At 46.2% G+C, this 15,526-nt stretch carries 15 protein-coding genes; 9 read left to right on the top strand and 6 right to left on the bottom strand.

Annotated elements, in window-relative coordinates; translation table 11 throughout:
* Window positions 1-5 precede the first annotated feature (5 nt).
* From atpG to atpC, 3 genes are all read left to right on the top strand, one after another.
* Complete coding sequence (gene atpG / locus KOLE_RS01115) at window positions 6-845, top strand: ATP synthase F1 subunit gamma (protein WP_012744731.1); 840 nt, start codon at window positions 6-8, stop codon at window positions 843-845.
* A gap of 63 nt (window positions 846-908) precedes the next feature.
* Window positions 909-2,312 carry a F0F1 ATP synthase subunit beta gene (gene atpD, locus KOLE_RS01110; RefSeq protein WP_041288787.1) on the top strand — a complete coding sequence of 468 codons (1,404 nt, stop codon included), beginning with the start codon at window positions 909-911 and terminating at the stop codon, window positions 2,310-2,312.
* 5 nt (window positions 2,313-2,317) lie between these two features.
* Window positions 2,318-2,734: an ATP synthase F1 subunit epsilon gene (atpC, locus tag KOLE_RS01105; RefSeq protein ID WP_012744729.1), complete on the top strand. Its 417-nt coding sequence runs from the start codon at window positions 2,318-2,320 to the stop codon at window positions 2,732-2,734.
* A 17-nt stretch (window positions 2,735-2,751) separates the two neighbouring features.
* On the opposite strand, the gene plsY is transcribed toward atpC, so the two are convergent.
* The 6 genes from plsY to aspS are packed head-to-tail and all read right to left on the bottom strand — an operon-like array spanning window position 2,752 to window position 9,717.
* A complete protein-coding gene (gene plsY, locus KOLE_RS01100; protein ID WP_012744728.1) occupies window positions 2,752-3,375 on the bottom strand; it encodes a glycerol-3-phosphate 1-O-acyltransferase PlsY in 624 nt (207 codons plus the stop codon).
* Complete coding sequence (gene der, locus KOLE_RS01095) at window positions 3,372-4,700, bottom strand: ribosome biogenesis GTPase Der (RefSeq protein WP_012744727.1); 1,329 nt, start codon at window positions 4,698-4,700, stop codon at window positions 3,372-3,374. The genes plsY and der overlap by 4 nt, the downstream gene beginning before the upstream one ends.
* Window positions 4,700-6,418, bottom strand: a complete 1,719-nt coding sequence (locus KOLE_RS01090) for a S1 RNA-binding domain-containing protein (RefSeq protein WP_012744726.1) — start codon at window positions 6,416-6,418, stop codon at window positions 4,700-4,702. The genes der and KOLE_RS01090 overlap by 1 nt, the downstream gene beginning before the upstream one ends.
* The gene (gene ispH, locus KOLE_RS11715; RefSeq protein WP_012744725.1) at window positions 6,402-7,298 is read right to left on the bottom strand and encodes a 4-hydroxy-3-methylbut-2-enyl diphosphate reductase; all 897 of its coding nucleotides are present in this window, start codon (window positions 7,296-7,298) and stop codon (window positions 6,402-6,404) included. The genes KOLE_RS01090 and ispH overlap by 17 nt, the downstream gene beginning before the upstream one ends.
* Complete coding sequence (cmk, locus tag KOLE_RS11710; protein ID WP_012744724.1) at window positions 7,295-7,945, bottom strand: (d)CMP kinase; 651 nt, start codon at window positions 7,943-7,945, stop codon at window positions 7,295-7,297. The genes ispH and cmk overlap by 4 nt, the downstream gene beginning before the upstream one ends.
* Window positions 7,942-9,717 (bottom strand): aspartate--tRNA ligase, encoded by a 1,776-nt coding sequence (gene aspS / locus KOLE_RS01075; RefSeq protein ID WP_012744723.1) that lies wholly within the window; start codon window positions 9,715-9,717, stop codon window positions 7,942-7,944. Before aspS ends, cmk begins: the two co-directional genes overlap by 4 nt.
* 101 nt (window positions 9,718-9,818) lie before the next feature.
* On the opposite strand from aspS, the gene KOLE_RS01070 reads away from it, so the two are divergent.
* The 6 genes from KOLE_RS01070 (at window position 9,819) to KOLE_RS01045 (ending at window position 15,505) form a co-directional block, all read left to right on the top strand.
* Window positions 9,819-11,216 (top strand): S-layer homology domain-containing protein, encoded by a 1,398-nt coding sequence (locus KOLE_RS01070; RefSeq protein ID WP_012744722.1) that lies wholly within the window; start codon window positions 9,819-9,821, stop codon window positions 11,214-11,216.
* 106 nt (window positions 11,217-11,322) lie between these two features.
* A complete protein-coding gene (asnS, locus tag KOLE_RS01065) occupies window positions 11,323-12,621 on the top strand; it encodes an asparagine--tRNA ligase (RefSeq protein WP_012744721.1) in 1,299 nt (432 codons plus the stop codon).
* A gap of 9 nt (window positions 12,622-12,630) precedes the next feature.
* A complete protein-coding gene (gene ruvB / locus KOLE_RS01060) occupies window positions 12,631-13,659 on the top strand; it encodes a Holliday junction branch migration DNA helicase RuvB (RefSeq protein WP_012744720.1) in 1,029 nt (342 codons plus the stop codon).
* A gap of 12 nt (window positions 13,660-13,671) precedes the next feature.
* Window positions 13,672-13,989 (top strand): YggT family protein, encoded by a 318-nt coding sequence (locus tag KOLE_RS01055; RefSeq protein WP_012744719.1) that lies wholly within the window; start codon window positions 13,672-13,674, stop codon window positions 13,987-13,989.
* A 9-nt stretch (window positions 13,990-13,998) separates the two neighbouring features.
* Window positions 13,999-14,823, top strand: coding sequence for an NAD(+)/NADH kinase (locus KOLE_RS01050; RefSeq protein ID WP_012744718.1), 825 nt, complete (start codon window positions 13,999-14,001; stop codon window positions 14,821-14,823).
* Window positions 14,813-15,505 carry a phosphate signaling complex PhoU family protein gene (locus KOLE_RS01045; protein ID WP_012744717.1) on the top strand — a complete coding sequence of 231 codons (693 nt, stop codon included), beginning with the start codon at window positions 14,813-14,815 and terminating at the stop codon, window positions 15,503-15,505. Before KOLE_RS01050 ends, KOLE_RS01045 begins: the two co-directional genes overlap by 11 nt.
* Window positions 15,506-15,526 lie beyond the last annotated feature (21 nt).

Below are 15,526 nucleotides of genomic sequence, written 5' to 3'. Positions count from 1 at the left end.
GTATCATGAGCAAAGGTAAACTCCGTGCCATAAAAAAGAGAATAGATGCTACCGAATCAACGATGCAAATCACCAGGGCGATGGAGATGGTCGCCCGTGCTAAGCTGAAGAAAGTTGAGAAGGGACTGGCATATACACGGAATTATGCTGACAGCATGAAAGAAATCCTGAAGCGTGTTATAAGAAATCTCGACACATTCCCTAAATTTCCCGGTGAAGGCGATGTATTGCTTGTCGTTTCCACGGATATGGGATTGTGTGGGGCTTTCAGCAGTGAGATCCTGAGACATGCGGATATCGAGATATCCAAAGGGAACATAAAAGCCATAGTCACGGTTGGCTTGAAGGCCGAATTGCATTATAAAAAGCACAAACTGTTTAAAAAGGCTTTTACGCGTTTCTACGATGTTCCCGATGTCGATGAAGCCGCAATAATTGTCGATGAGGTCCTGGCAATCAAAGAAGAGCTAAACGCTTCGGGATTCAAAGTGGTTTACAGCGAATTCAAGAACCCGATTGTTCAGCTACCCAAAACCCTGAGGCTTCTGCCTCTGGAGCCGATAGCAGAGGAAGAAAAAGATGAAGATATGTACGACTTTGAGCCTGAAGTATCGGTAATTTTCCCTGAAATGCTGAATTCATGGATCATTTCTGAAATCCTGAGGGCCACCTACGAAACAAAAGTCGGTGAGCTGTTCTCCAGACAAAATGCGATGAAGAGCGCAACGGAAAATGCCCAAAAACTGATCGAAAGATTGACGCTGGAGAGAAACAAAGTAAGACAGGCAACCATCACGCAGGAGATTATCGAAATTGTGAACAGCGCCGAGGCCTTAAAAGGGTAATCTGGAGGTGTGAATGTGGCCAAAAAAACCGAAGAAAAGAAGAACAAAAAGGAACAAAAAAGTATCAACAAAGGAAAAATAGTTGCTATTATAGGGCCTGTAATTGACGTTAGCTTCGAAGGAGCTGAGCTTCCCGATATTCTCAACGCTCTGGAGGTTTACAATAAATTTCTGGGCAAAAAGATAATACTTGAGGTAGCTCAGGTTATTGGAGACAACGTGGTTAGAACGATAGCCCTTGACTCCACAGATGGTCTGGTAAGGGGCCAGGAGGTTATCGATACCGGCAGGCAGATTGCTGTGCCTGTTGGAGATAAAATACTTGGAAGGATGTTCAACCTTCTTGGAGAGCCGATAGATGAAAGAGGTCCCGTTGAGGCTGAAGAGTTCTGGGATATTCATCGTGAACCACCGGGAGTTACCGAGCAGAAAACAGACGTTGAGATTCTGGAAACCGGTATAAAGGTTATCGATCTCCTTGCTCCCTTCAACAAGGGTGGAAAAATCGGATTTTTCGGGGGTGCCGGTGTCGGCAAAACCGTTCTCGTTATGGAGCTTATCAGAAACATAGCAATTGAGCATAAGGGTCTCTCTATATTCGCCGGTGTCGGTGAAAGGACCAGGGAAGGAAATGACCTCTGGCTCGAAATGCAGGAGGCAGGGGTTATAGGAAACACAGCTCTCGTATTCGGACAGATGAACGAGCCACCCGGAGCGAGGTTCAGGGTAGCCCTTTCTGCCATCACCATGGCGGAATATTTCAGGGACGTCCAGAAAAAGGATGTGCTGGTCTTTATCGACAACATTTTCCGATTCGTTCAGGCTGGTTCCGAGGTTTCGGCATTGCTGGGAAGAATGCCGTCTGCCGTTGGCTATCAGCCGACACTTGCCACTGAAATGGGGCAGCTTCAGGAACGAATCACATCAACCAAAAACGGTTCTATAACATCCGTTCAGGCCATCTACGTTCCAGCCGACGACTTTACAGACCCGGCTCCAGCGACGACATTCAGCCATCTGGACGCTACGGTTAACCTGTCAAGATCCATCGCCGAGCAGGGACTCTATCCGGCGGTTGACCCCCTTGACTCATCTTCCAAAAACCTCGCACCGGAGATCGTTGGAATGGAACACTATGTGGTTGCAAGAAGAGTTCAGGAGGTTCTTCAGAGATATAAAGATTTGCAGGACATCATAGCCATCCTTGGAATGGAAGAGCTTTCAGAGGAAGACAAGCTCATCGTGAGACGTGCCAGAAGAATTCAGAGGTTCCTGACTCAACCGTTCTTCGTTGCCGAGCGTTTCAGCAATATACCGGGTAGATATGTTCCAATAAAGGAAACCGTTCGTGGGTTCAAAGAAATCCTCGACGGAAAACATGACGACCTTCCCGAACAGGCCTTCATGATGGTGGGAACCATCGACGAGGCTGTAGAAAAAGCCAGGAAACTCGGCTACGGAGGCTGAGGCGCATGTCCCTGAATGTTTCGATTGTGACGCCCTATGCCAAAGTATGGGAAGGCGAAGCTGAATATCTTTCTTTCAGGACACCTTTTGGAGAGATGGGCTTTTTGCCACAACGCGCTCCCATCGTTGCACAGCTGGCGGTCGATGTAATAGAGATCAAAAGCAAAGGAGAAAGACTCCTTTTCGCCGTTCACGGCGGTTACATTCTGAACACGCGTGAGAAGACGCTTATAGTGGCTGACGCTGCCGAACGTCCGGAAGATATCGATATTCATAGAGCAGAAGAACGCGTAAAACGTGCGGAAGAGATTTTGAAAGTGGAGAGGGACGCGAGAAAACGCGCACGTGCAAACGCAAAAATGCAGAGACATCTTTTAAGAATACGGGTGTATAAAGAACATACACAGACTGAACATAAATAATAAATAAAGGAGGGCTTTTAGCCCTCCTTTTTATTTTTGTTTCTTTTTGTAAAAGCCGCTATCAGATCCGTTTTTCGTTCTTCGCCCCGTATGAGCCTCACAATATTTCCCCTGTGACGATATGTCGTAAGCAAGAATAGTGCCAGCATCCAGATACCGGTTTGCCAGCTATCTGTGAGAAAATACAGGATGGTTATAACAGCGAGGCTCAAAATAGATCCCAGAGAAACGTACTGGGTGATCAGGACGATTGGTAACCAGACTGCAAAAAACACTGGAACGAGGCTGGCTTTTGTTCCGGAAATCGTTCCCACGCTTACGGCAACAGATTTTCCGCCTTTAAACTTCAACCAGATCGGATAACAGTGTCCGACTCCGGCGAAGAAACCTATCATCATTGCATCGGACACACTTACCCCGAAGGTATGTTTGGCAATCATTATAGGAATGAAGGGTTTGAAACCGTCGAGAACCATCGTTATGGCTCCCCAGAACCCTCCAAGATTTCTCAGCACATTAGTACCGCCGACGTTACCGCTACCGACCTTTCTTATGTCTATGCCTCTGAGTTTTGGGATTATATATCCCCAAGGAATTGAACCAAAAAGGTAACCTATAATAGCCAACCAGATAAACCTCATTTTTTACGCCTCAACTTTATAAATATTGGTGTTCCCTCGAAGGGATCAATATTCATTCTTATTGTTGATCTTATCCCTCTCAGGTATGGCTCCGTAAACAATGCTGGATCGTTGACCTTCAGCATTATCAGAGGGGGTCTTGTATCAATTTGTGCCGCGTAATAGATTTTGGCCTTTTTGTTTTTCCGCCCGACAGGCGGTGTTGATAAGGTGTACCTGCTGATCAGGTTGTTCAGCAACCCGGTTGGGATCCTGAGATCGATCTTTTCAGCGACAAGAAAGAGCTTATCCAGTAGTTCATCGATACCAAAACCTTCCGTCGCGGAAGTAAAAACAACAGGGCTATAATCAATGAAATACAGCTCCCGTTCGAATGAAGAAAGTAGTGATTCCTTATGTTTCTCGTTTAACAGATCACTCTTATTGAAAACGGTAATTATCCCTTTACCGCGTTTTTCGACAAGCCCGGCAATTCTCTGATCCTGATTGCTTATCCCTAGTGTCGCATCTATGACGAGTATGCAGATATCGGAACGCTCTATTGCATCCACAGCTCTCATGACGCTGTAATACTCGACGTTCTTGACGCCTACCTTCGACTTTCTTCTCATGCCGGCTGTGTCTATAAAAGTGACAGGCATTCCATCTATTTCGATAGTTTCATCAACCATATCGCGGGTGGTACCAGGTATCTCGGTGACGAGGCTGCGGTCACTTCCCACTATCGAATTGAAAAGTGAAGATTTTCCTGCGTTCGGTTTTCCTATGATAGCAACCTTCAGGTTATCTTCTTCCTTTTCGGGTTCGTAATCCAGCAGATGCCCGGCTTCCTCCAGGGTTTTAATTATTTTCTCCAGCAGGACATCGATATTCAAACCGTGTTCGGCTGAAATCGGGATAGGTTCTCCGAACCCCAGGCTGTACAGCTCCGGGAGAACCTCAAGAGTAAATTTGTCAACGTTTTCGACTTTGTTCGCTACCAGAATGACCCGTTTTTTCGATTTTCTGAGTGTTTCCGCGATATCCATATCCGCCGATGTCAGACCCTTTCTGCCATCGACTACAAAAAGCAAAAGGTCACCCTCGCTCAGCAGGGCGAGAGTGACTTCTTTCATCTTTTCTTCGATTATATCTTTGGGAGAATCGAACAAACCGCAGGTATCGACAACCTCGAAAGACTTATGCTGCCAGAAAACCCTGCCAAACACAAAGTCGCGCGTAACACCAGGCTGGTCGTCAATTATGGCACGCCTTCCACCAACAAGGCGGTTAAAAAGCGTGGATTTTCCGACATTTGGTCTTCCGACGATGAGGACTGTTGCCACTACTTTTCTCCCTCCGAGTTTTTCTCAAGATGTTCCTTCAACTTCTCACCAAGGGAAAGCGTGGAACTCTCTTCGCCTGAAAGCTCTTCTAAAGCTTTTTGAGTCTCCTCTTTTTCCTTATCCAGCAACAGCTGCTTTATGGAAACAACCATATTCCTTACATCCTTTTCTGGATCATAAACGAGGCGAATGATCTTGAAACGCCTGTGTTCTCCGATCTTTATGGCATCTTCCAGGTTTTCAACTCGCTTCATCGCTACCTGAGAAGCAGGGAGGAAGGCTTCGACACCATAACCATCAACCATTACGACAGCACCGGATTTTATCAACCGTGTGATTTTTCCTTCTACGTAATCGCCAACCTTAAGTTCAGTGTGTACCTTTTGCCACGGATCTTCCGTAGCCTGTTTTAGACTCAATCTCATGCGTCGATTTTCTTTGTCTATGCTCAGGATCTTTGTTTTCACTTCGCTGGATTCCTTGACAACGTCTTCGACCCTGTCAACAAAATTCCAGGACATTTCGGAAACGGGGACAAAGCCAGAAACGTATTCCTCAAGCTCCACGATGGCACCCGTTGGGAGAACCTTAACGACTTTACCATCGACGATTTCCCCGACTTTGTATTTTTCCTCGATGTTGTCCCAGGGGTCTCCCAGTGCTTCGCGGTAGCTCAGGGAAAGAGTTCGCTTCTCTTTGTCTATATCCTTAATTTTAACCTTGACCCTGTCTCCTTCTCTTATAAGTTCTTTGAGGTCTCTTCTAACATTACCCCAGAAAACCTCGGAGATATGTACCAATCCTTCGACACCGGGTTCAATCATGACAAAGAAGCCAAAGGGAACGATTGACTTTACAACACCTTCAACGACGGAACCAACGGGATATTTCTCTTCAACGGTGTTCCACGGATCTTCCTGCAACTGTTTCAAACTCAGAGAAATCTTCTTTTTCTCGGGGTCAACGTCGATAACCTTGACTGTTACCTTATCACCAACATTGAGGACGTCATGAACCTTTTGTGATGGGTCCCAGCTCACCTCAGACGCGGGGATCAAACCGACAACCTCGTTGGTTAATCTAACAAAGGCGCCGAAATCTTTGATGCTTTCGATGGTTCCTTCGACGGTTGAACCCGTCTCAAGGGCTTCAAAGTAAGCCTTCACTTTTTCTTCCTTGAATGCGGTTAAAGAAACCACGATATTGGTACCGCGTTTCTTCTTTCTGAAGTTTATGACCTTGAATTCCTGTTCGCCTTCGGGAATCGGTCTGCCGCGCCTAATTCCAGACTGAGAGCCTGGAAGGAAAGCCGGAACGACATTAAGTAGCTTTACGTTGTAACCGCCTTTGGTTTCACCAAGGATGGTTCCTGTAACCGGTTCGCCGCTTTTGTATGCGTTTTCTACCTTTTTTAGAGCAGTTCGGAAGTAGATACGCTTTTCGGAGACGACGCTTCTCCCTTCATCTTCGTCGACTTTCATTATCTGGACCTCTATTTTATCACCGATGTTGTACTCTTTTAGAGGTTTTACAAGCTCGCTTTCAGGAGCGAATCCATCTAACTTTCCTTCGAGGATCACCAGCAACCCGTCTGGTTGAATCGAATGAACTTCAGCGGTTTTGCTTCTCCCCCTTCTTTCATCAACCTCATCCATCTGTTTCAGAATATCCTCCATGCTGAGGTTTTCTTCGTTCTGTCCGTTATACTTCTCCTCCATTACGGATAACCTCCCCTTCATAGGTAAATTTTATGTAATCCAAGATTTTCAGGATTTGTTCCTTCGGTGTTGATGTTCCGCTTATGATACCGACTTTTCTATAAATAGACAAATCCGGAAGCTGCTCCGGATTCTGAACGTGAAAAGCCCTTTTGCCATGGCTTTCGACAATCTTCGCGAGCTTCCCTGTATTTGAACTTCTTTTACCACCAACAACCACCACAGCATCACAGGTTTGTGCTAAGTGAATCGCCATCTTTTCGCGGTTTATGGTTACATTGCAGATGGTGTTATTCACAGAAACTTCGATGCCTTCCAATTTTAACAGCTTTTCTGCCAATTTTTCAAAACTCTCGCTGTTCATGGTTGTTTGGGAAATCAGGGCAACTTTCTTGGGCTTTTTTTCTCTTAAAAAAGCCTTTATGGTTTCAAAATCATAACCCGGTTCAACGATCAGGTAATCATTTAGCCTTCCACACAGGGCTTTAACCTCTGCGTGGTCTTTTTTTCCGAATATAACTATAAAATAACCTTTTTTTTCAAGGTCTTTCGCCAAACTAAATACATTGTACACTATCGGGCAGGTTAAATCCACAACATACCCAAAACGCCTTTTTAGAAAATCCTCAACATCGGGTGAAGCGCCGTGAGCCCTGATTATCGCCACGGAATTCTCAGCTGTATCAGAGAAATCGATTGAAGAAAGATCCGGGTAAACCTTCAATCCCATATCTTTAAGTTTTTTCATCACAATTTCATTGTGAACAATATCACCGATTACCCGGGCATCGCGTTTTTCCTTCAAAAGCCTTTTCGTCGCTTCAACGGCTCTATTCACGCCGTAACAAAAACCCAGTGATTCAGCGAGAACGATCTTCATGTACCTTTATCCCTGACCTTTCTAACAAGCAGATCGAGAACCTCGTCTATTGTCATATTCGTTGTGTCGATTATGATAGCGTCTTTCGCGGGTTTTAAAGGCGCTATTTCCCGGGAAGAATCATTTCGATCTCTCTGGATCAACTCGTTCAGGATTCTATCATAATTTGCCTCGATTCCAAGCCTTTTCAGCTGTTCGTATCTTCTCCTGGCGCGCTCTTCCGGAGAAGCTGTAATGAAGAACTTCAGATCCGCATCCGGTATAACTACCGTTCCGATATCGCGCCCCTCCATTATAACATTACCCTTCTCAGCTATCCGGCGCTGTTCGGCGGTGAGGAAATGCCTTACTTCCGCTATTTTAGCGACATCCGAGGAGAGTCTGGAGATCTCCGGCGTACGGATCTCGTCGCCGATTTTCCTTCCGTCCATACAGAGAACGCTGTCAGAGATGGAAAATTGCGTATTCTCTAACAATTCACGAAGGGCGTCGGTATTATCAGGATCAATGTCGTGCTGCTTTAGCTTCCAGGCGACGGCTCTGTACATAGCGCCCGTATCCACATAGGTGAATCCCAACCGTTCAGCAAGCATCTTTGCGACGGTTGATTTTCCGGAACCGGCGGGCCCATCAATTGCGATCTTCATCTTTTCTTCCCATCCTTTTCATCGATTATCTTGATTCTCAGTTCCTCAAGTTGACGTTCTGATACCTCTGATGGGGCTCCGGTCATAGGATCGTTACCGCTTGCCGCTTTCGGGAAAGCGATAACATCGCGTATGGAACTGGTTCCAACCATTATAGCCACCAATCTGTCCAGGCCGAACGCGATGCCGGCGTGTGGTGGTGGGCCATATTTAAAGGCTTCAAGAAGAAACCCGAATTTTTCTTGAGCTTCCTCGTGGGTTAAACCGATCATCTCGAATATCCTGTTCTGGATATCCCTACGGTGAATTCTGACGCTTCCGCTTGCCAGTTCGTAGCCATTTATCACCAGGTCGTAAGCGTGAGACCTGACCTTCAATGGCTCAGTTTTACCGAATTTGTCCAGGTCTCCAAGGTTCGGCATTGTGAAGGGATGGTGCTCCGCTTCTATCCTGCCTTCTTCCTCGTTGTAAGAGAACATTGGAAAATCGGTTACCCAGAGTATGTCAAAGCCTGTAACCTCCGGTTTTTCCTCAGAGATCAGTTTTTCTCGCAGCTTGCCCAGCGCTTTAGACACAGTTTCTCTCTTTCCAATAGCGAGGAAGATTATGTCCCCAATTTTCGCATTGAAACGCTCAACAACTTTCTTTATTTCATCGGGGCAGTGTTTTAATATGCTCGATCTCAGTTCGTCTTCAACCTTTATCCATATCAATCCGCCAAGTCCGTTTTCTTTTACAAAAGCCGTGTATTCGTCCAGCCTCTTTCGCGAGAACTTCGATGAAAGCCCCTTTGCGAGAAATCCTTTAACGATCTCGCCGCGTCCCAGGGCTTCCGATATAACCCTGAACCCGGTTCCGACAAAGGCTTCAGACACATCGTGAAGCTCCATTCCGTAACGCCTGTCGGGTCTATCGGAGCCGTACATTTCCATGGCTTCTTCATACGTTAACCTGGGGAAAGGTGTCGTTAGCCCAACATTCAGAGTTTCTTTGAAGGTGTGGGAAAGCATACCTTCAACGATGGCAAAGACGTCTTCGCTGTCGGCAAAGGACATCTCAAGATCTATCTGGGTGAATTCCGGTTGCCTGTCAGCTCTGAAATCCTCATCGCGGTAACATTTAGCAATCTGGTAATACCTGTCAAAACCCGCAACCATCAGGAGTTGTTTGAAAAGTTGGGGTGATTGGGGTAAAGCATAAAACTTGCCGGGCCTTAACCTCGAAGGGACCAGAAAATCCCTTGCGCCTTCTGGAGTTGATTTTGTTAGGACCGGTGTTTCTATCTCGAGAAAATTGTTCTTGTTGAGATAATTTCGGACCGCCTGAACCACTTTATGCCTGAAGATTATATTTCTCTGCATCTTCGGCTTTCTCAAATTAAGATATCGGTATTTGAGTTTTAGCTCTTCAGATGAGTCATCATCGATATTAACGTATATGGGTGGTGTATCTGATTCCGAAAGGATCTCGACTTCGGTAGCCAGAACCTCTATCTTGCCTGTTGGCATCTTCGGGTTAACAGCATCCTTCGGTCTCTCACGTACGATGCCCGTTACAGATATAGTATATTCGATACCGAGTTGCAGCGCCGTCTTATAGACATCCTCGTTGGATGGATCAAAAACGACCTGAGTGAAACCGTAACGGTCCCTGAGCAAAATGAACTTTATGCCGCCGAGGTCTCTGATCCTATCAACCCAGCCGTTCAACACGACGGTTTTTCCAGCGTGTTCACTTCTCAACTCTCCGCAGGTATGTGTTCTCTTCTTCAATGTTGCCACCTCCTGATTTTAAATATTACCACGATTGGCCACAATAGGCGTGACGTTTTATGGTAGAATTTTAAGCGAATATACCATTGGGAGGTGAATGTATGAAATTAAAGATCCTGGCTCCCTTAATGATTTTCGTGTTGCTTGCAGGATTTGCTTTTGCGGCCGTTTATACGGATGTTTCTCCGAGTCATTGGGCCTATGATTCCATCGTCAGGCTGACAGATCTCGGTATTTTGAGCGGTATATCTGAGGGAGGACTTTACTACTTCAAAGGGGACGATCCGCTGACGCGTTACCAGGCGGCAGTTCTTCTTGACAAATTTCTCACCTATCTGGAAGAAAAGGGTGTTTCTGGAGCGTCTGAAGCGGTTTCAGGCGAGGCAATCGAAAAGATCAGAGAACAGCTCGGCATTTTCGAAACGATTCTCAAAGACCAGAAAGGCGAATACATCGATCTTGCCGATATTCTCGGCAGGCTGGAAAAACTCGAAAAAGAGGTTGCTGATCTTCAGAGCAAAGGGATTATACCGGCTCTGGGAGAAGGAACCGATTTAAAGAAATTCTTTGATAAACTCCAGAGTTTTGGTGAAAGCGTTGCCGAGCTAAAGCGCGATCTGGAGGGGAAATTCAGTGAATTGTCTGAGAACGTCAATGTTCTCGAAAAGACACTGAATGCCACGTTATCAGAGATCGAGGTCAATCTGAAAACGCTGAATGAAAGCGTTCTCGGCCACTCCAATGAGATCAGCGGGCTTTCCAAAAGAATCACAGCTGCTGGAAATAGAGTCGCAACCCTGGAAAACAAGGTTGAGTCGCTCTGGAATTTAACGGGCAGTTTTGTTAAAACAGAAGAGTTCAAGGCCCTTGAAGACAGGATGACCGGGGTAGAGGCTAAGCTCTCTGAGTTTGTTACCTGGAAGGATCTTGGCAGCAAACTCGAAGACTACGCCACAGTCAAAGATCTTGAAGAAATGAACACGAGCATTTCAGGGCTTCAGATGGAGGTTCTGGGATTAAAGAAGCGTTTGGATAAGGTGGAGGAATCCTCTGTTTCCAAAGATAGTCTTGCTCCTTTGATAAGTGAACTTGAAAACCTGAAAACTAGCACTACTGATCTGGAAAAGGAAGTAGAAAAAAAAGTAGAATCTATTGATAAGGCTTTAATGTTTTCGGGAAATAAAGTGGATACACTGGAAGGATTAAAATCAGATGTTGAGACTTTGAAAAGTATTGTTGCGAAGCTTAACAAAAACACGCCTGAGATTGAAAATGCCTTAAAATTCTTGGTGGATGATGTTGATACTTTGAATAGTACTGTAACTGAATTGAGTAGTCAGCTTGTGGAACTTAGGAAAGACGTGCCGGAGAACATTAATCTTGAAGAAATCAAAAAGAGAACGGAGACAGCTTTTTGGGTAGGATTTGGAGGAATTGTCTTTGGAATTGCAGGAATTGTGATTGGTATTATTGCATTTTGGTATCCACCATCACCGTAAACAACAAAGACAATCTTACATAAAAAATCCCCGGGAAATGTCCCGGGGTTTTTTGTTATAATCTAAGAAAGGAACGGGAAAAGAACGCGGATCTGGAGGTGTTTGAATGAACTGGGTTTATATACGTGATCTGAAAGACCACATCGGCGAAAGGGTCGAGATACGCGGCTGGCTCAGGAGAAAACGTTCGAGTGGTAAGATACACTTTCTCGCTTTGAGAGACGGTTCCGGTTTCGTTCAGGGAATTGTCGAACGCTCTTCGGTTTCCGAGGAACTCTTCAAACTGGCGAAAAAGCTGAAGATGGAGTCGAGCATAATCGCTCGCGGAATCGTCAGGGAAGATCCCAGGGCTCCCGAAGGTGTTGAACTGCTCATTGATGAAATAGAAGTGGTTCACCAGCCTGAAAAGGATTTCCCGATAAACAAGCCCGACCACGGGATCGATTATCTCATGGACCATCGACATCTCTGGTTGAGATCAAAGAGACAATTCCATATCCTGCACATCAGACATGAGATAATCAGGGCCGTGAGGGATTTCTATAACGAGCGCGGTTTTGTTCTTATCGACACACCAATATTCACCGGGTCTATCGGTGAAAGTGCGGGAAACTGTTTCGAAATCGATTATTTTGACTACGGCAAGGCGTACCTCGCCCAGACAGGGCAGCTTTACCTTGAGGCCGCCTGTATGGCTCTTGGGAAGGTTTATAACCTTGGACCGACCTTTAGGGCGGAGAAGTCAAAAACGAGAAGGCATCTTATAGAATTCTGGATGAACGAAGCGGAGGTTGCCTACTACCAGCATGAGGACAACATGAAACTTCAGGAAGAACTCGTTTCGTACGTTGTCCAGAAGACCATCGAACGTGCTGCTAATCATCTGCACGCCATTGGAAGGGATATCTCTAAACTCGAGAAGATCGAAGCGCCGTTCCCCAGAATCACCTACACCGACGCGATAAAGCTCCTTCAGAAGAAGGGATTCAACGTTAATTGGGGAGACGACATCGGCGGTGACGAGGAAACGGCAATAGCTGAGGAATTCGATAAGCCTGTTATAGTCGAGCGCTACCCGAGAAAGATGAAGGCCTTTTACATGCAGCCCGATCCTGAGAATCCCGACGTGGTTCTCTGTGACGATATGCTGGCTCCGGAAGGCTACGGCGAGATAATCGGCGCTTCTGAGAGGATTTGGGATAAAGAACTGCTTATAGAGCGTATCAAGGAGTTTGGCCTTGATGTGGAATCCTACAGCTGGTATCTCGATTTGCGTGAATACGGCTCTGTGCCGCACAGCGGATTCGGCATGGGGATCGAGAGGGTCGTGGCCTGGATAGCCGGACTGGAGCACGTCAGGGAAGCGATTCCCTTTGCAAGAACGCTTTACAGAATTCATCCGTGAGGAGATAAAATGGAAGAACGATTTCTTACCCCAAAAGATATAGGTGAAGAACAGTTAACGCGGACATTAAGGCCTCAAAGGCTGGATGAATATATAGGCCAAAGGAACGTCAAACAGAGGCTGAAGATTTCCATAGAGGCAGCGAAAGTCAGGAACGAAGCCCTGGATCATGTTTTGCTTGCGGGGCCACCCGGGCTCGGTAAAACTACCCTAGCCCACATCATCGCCAACGAGATGGGAACGAACATCTACGTTACCAGCGGGCCCGTCATAGAAAAGCAGGGCGATCTCGCTGCCATACTTACCAGCCTTGAGGAAGGCGATGTGTTGTTTATCGATGAGATACATCGCCTTGGCCGTGCTATCGAAGAGATCCTTTACTCTGCGATGGAAGATTTTAAGCTGGATATTATGATCGGGAAAGGCCCCAGTGCGCGTTCCATAAGGCTCGATCTCGCTCCTTTCACGCTCGTAGGGGCAACAACGCGTTCGGGTTTGATCGGCGCACCGCTCAGGAACAGGTTCGGCATGGTTCTCGAACTCGAGTTTTATACTCCGGATGAGCTGAAGCAGATAATAAAGAGATCGGCGCGACTGCTTGAAGTGAAGATAGATGACGAAGCTGCCGAGCTTCTCGCTTCCCGGTCCAGAGGCACGCCCAGAATCGCCAACAGGCTTTTGAGGCGTGTCAGGGATCTGGCTACCGTTGATGGTACGGGGAAGATTCTCTCTAAGACCGTAGAGGATGCCATGAAGATCATGGGGATCGACGCTGAGGGCCTCGACGATATGGACAGGAAGATCTTGAGGGTTCTTATTGAGAATTACGAAGGCGGACCTGCTGGTCTCAAAGCCATCGCGGCCTCGGTGGGTATCGAAGCTGATACGATAAGCGAGGTATATGAACCGTATCTGCTGCAAAGCGGTTTCATAGTTCGGACGAACAGAGGCCGTATGGCAACGAAAAAAGCTTACCGCCATCTCGGTATTGCGAGATTTAACGGGATCGGTCCATTATGGGATAGTACAGGGGACTAAGGAGGAGGGAAAATGTTCGTACTTGCGAATCTTGTTTATGCTGTTGCTCTTGTGTTGAGGATTCTCGTGGAGTTTGAGATCTTCGCGGTTATCGCTTCAGCTCTGTTCAGCTGGTTGAATCCAAATTACTACGGCAATTTCAGAATGTTTTTTCAGGCCATGAGTGACCTTGTTGAAAGACCATTGAGAAAGGTCTTTCCTTTTTTGAGAAGTGGAATTGTGGATTATACGCCTCTTGTTGCCATACTCGTGCTGGTTTTTATAGATCAGTTCCTGGTGGGTTCTCTCTTTGACCTGTCGTATGTTATCCGTGCTGCTTCCGGTTTGTGAGGTGATCAATTGAAAGCCATTGTGTTTTTCAACCACAAACGACTCGATGAAGAGATGATTCAGAAGATAATTTCCTTTCTGGGATCTTTCAACATAGATGTTTTCATCGGTGATACCTTTTCCGGGAAGCAAAATCACGATTACGAACCAGAAGTGATCATGACCTTTGGTGGCGATGGAACGGTTTTGAGAGCCGTTCCCTTTGCTGTTGAGCGCGATCTCCCGATTTTGAGCTTTAAGGTCGGTAGTGTTGGCTTTTTAGCGGCTTTTGAGCTCGGAGAACTGGAAACTGCCATAGGAAAGTTTGTTGACAATAGGCTTCATATGGAAGAGCGCTATCTCCTTGAGGTGAGTTTTAAAGAGAAACGTTATAAGGTTCTCAATGATTGTGCCGTGGAAAGGGGCGATCCGAGCCGTACAACCTCTTTAGAGGTAGAAATCGAAGGTTTTTCAGCTTACAGGATCGTCGGTGATGGCGTGATTCTGTCCACGGGTACTGGTTCAACGGCTTACAACCTTTCTATTGGCGGTGCTCTGGTAGATCCGATGGCAAAGGTTTATCAGGTAACACCCGTTGCCCCTCACAACCCCTTTGTCGGGTCGATAATAGTGGATTCCACAAGAAAAACAAAGGTTACCGTGATTGACGGAAAGAATGCCCCGATGAAACTCTACCTTGATGGAATACTGACAGCCGTGCTGCGGGACGGCGATGAAATCGTTGCGGGAATTTCCGATAAAAAAGTGAAACTCTTAAGGGATGCCGGTTTTGATTTTGTACGTGTATTGAAGAGAAAGCTTGCCTTTGGCGGGAGGCTTAAAGATGATCTCTAAAAAAGGGCTGAGAAAGATCGAGGAAACCAAGCATGAAATAATAAATATGGCGCGTTACGTCCAGAACCTCTTTTCTAAATGTTCTCTGGCTATTTTAAGCAGAAATGAACATCATGCGCGGGATGTCCTATACTCCATTTCGATACTGGATCAGCATGCCTTTTCTGTTGAGAATAAAGTCGTCGGGCTTGTGGGAACGTTGACGCCCATGGGAAGGGAATTGAGGTTTCTTGTAATGGCTGCCAATATAACCCGTACGTTGAGGATGATCGGAGAGAAGTGCATTACGCTGGCGAACAAATCACTTCTTCTTACGAAGCATCCACCAATCGGTTTTTATGAAACCCTGAAAAAGATGATAGATACAGTGGACAAGATGCTGGCTGACGCGGTAGATAACCTTATAAATCCTTCCCTCAGCGATGCTCAAATGATCTGCGAGCAGGACGATAGGGTTGATAAAATGCTGGATAAGGTTGAAAAAGAGCTCAAGATCGTTATGGAAGAATCTCCCAAACTTGTTTCAAGGGCAATCGAATTGCTGACTATATTCAGGCTTCTTGAAGAGATAGGGGATCTCTGCACTGAAATCATAGAGAGCAGTATGTATGTAGCAAAGGGAAAATACTACCACTGCGCTAACGACACGCTGGAAGAAGTATCGGAAAACGGTAGTGTATAGGCTAGATTCAGAGGGGGACGA

It is taken from the genome of Kosmotoga olearia TBF 19.5.1, from assembly GCF_000023325.1.
Lineage (GTDB): Bacteria > Thermotogota > Thermotogae > Petrotogales > Kosmotogaceae > Kosmotoga > Kosmotoga olearia.
Note: the sequence above shows the minus strand (reverse complement) of the source record. Positions and strands in the feature narration are given on the sequence as shown.

Excerpts from the sequence above, each read along its gene's own strand:
- plsY (WP_012744728.1), bottom strand. The coding sequence starts at position 3,375 with ATGAGGTTTATCTGGTTGGCTATTATAGGTTACCTTTTTGGTTCAATT.
- KOLE_RS01090 (WP_012744726.1), bottom strand. The coding sequence starts at position 6,418 with ATGGAGGAGAAGTATAACGGACAGAACGAAGAAAACCTCAGCATGGAG.
- ruvB (WP_012744720.1), top strand. The coding sequence starts at position 12,631 with ATGGAAGAACGATTTCTTACCCCAAAAGATATAGGTGAAGAACAGTTA.
- cmk (WP_012744724.1), bottom strand. The coding sequence starts at position 7,945 with ATGAAGATCGCAATTGATGGGCCCGCCGGTTCCGGAAAATCAACCGTC.
- atpG (WP_012744731.1), top strand. The coding sequence starts at position 6 with ATGAGCAAAGGTAAACTCCGTGCCATAAAAAAGAGAATAGATGCTACC.
- KOLE_RS01055 (WP_012744719.1), top strand. The coding sequence starts at position 13,672 with ATGTTCGTACTTGCGAATCTTGTTTATGCTGTTGCTCTTGTGTTGAGG.
- asnS (WP_012744721.1), top strand. The coding sequence starts at position 11,323 with ATGAACTGGGTTTATATACGTGATCTGAAAGACCACATCGGCGAAAGG.
- KOLE_RS01070 (WP_012744722.1), top strand. The coding sequence starts at position 9,819 with ATGAAATTAAAGATCCTGGCTCCCTTAATGATTTTCGTGTTGCTTGCA.
- ispH (WP_012744725.1), bottom strand. The coding sequence starts at position 7,298 with ATGAAGATCGTTCTCGCTGAATCACTGGGTTTTTGTTACGGCGTGAAT.
- atpC (WP_012744729.1), top strand. The coding sequence starts at position 2,318 with ATGTCCCTGAATGTTTCGATTGTGACGCCCTATGCCAAAGTATGGGAA.
- KOLE_RS01045 (WP_012744717.1), top strand. The coding sequence starts at position 14,813 with ATGATCTCTAAAAAAGGGCTGAGAAAGATCGAGGAAACCAAGCATGAA.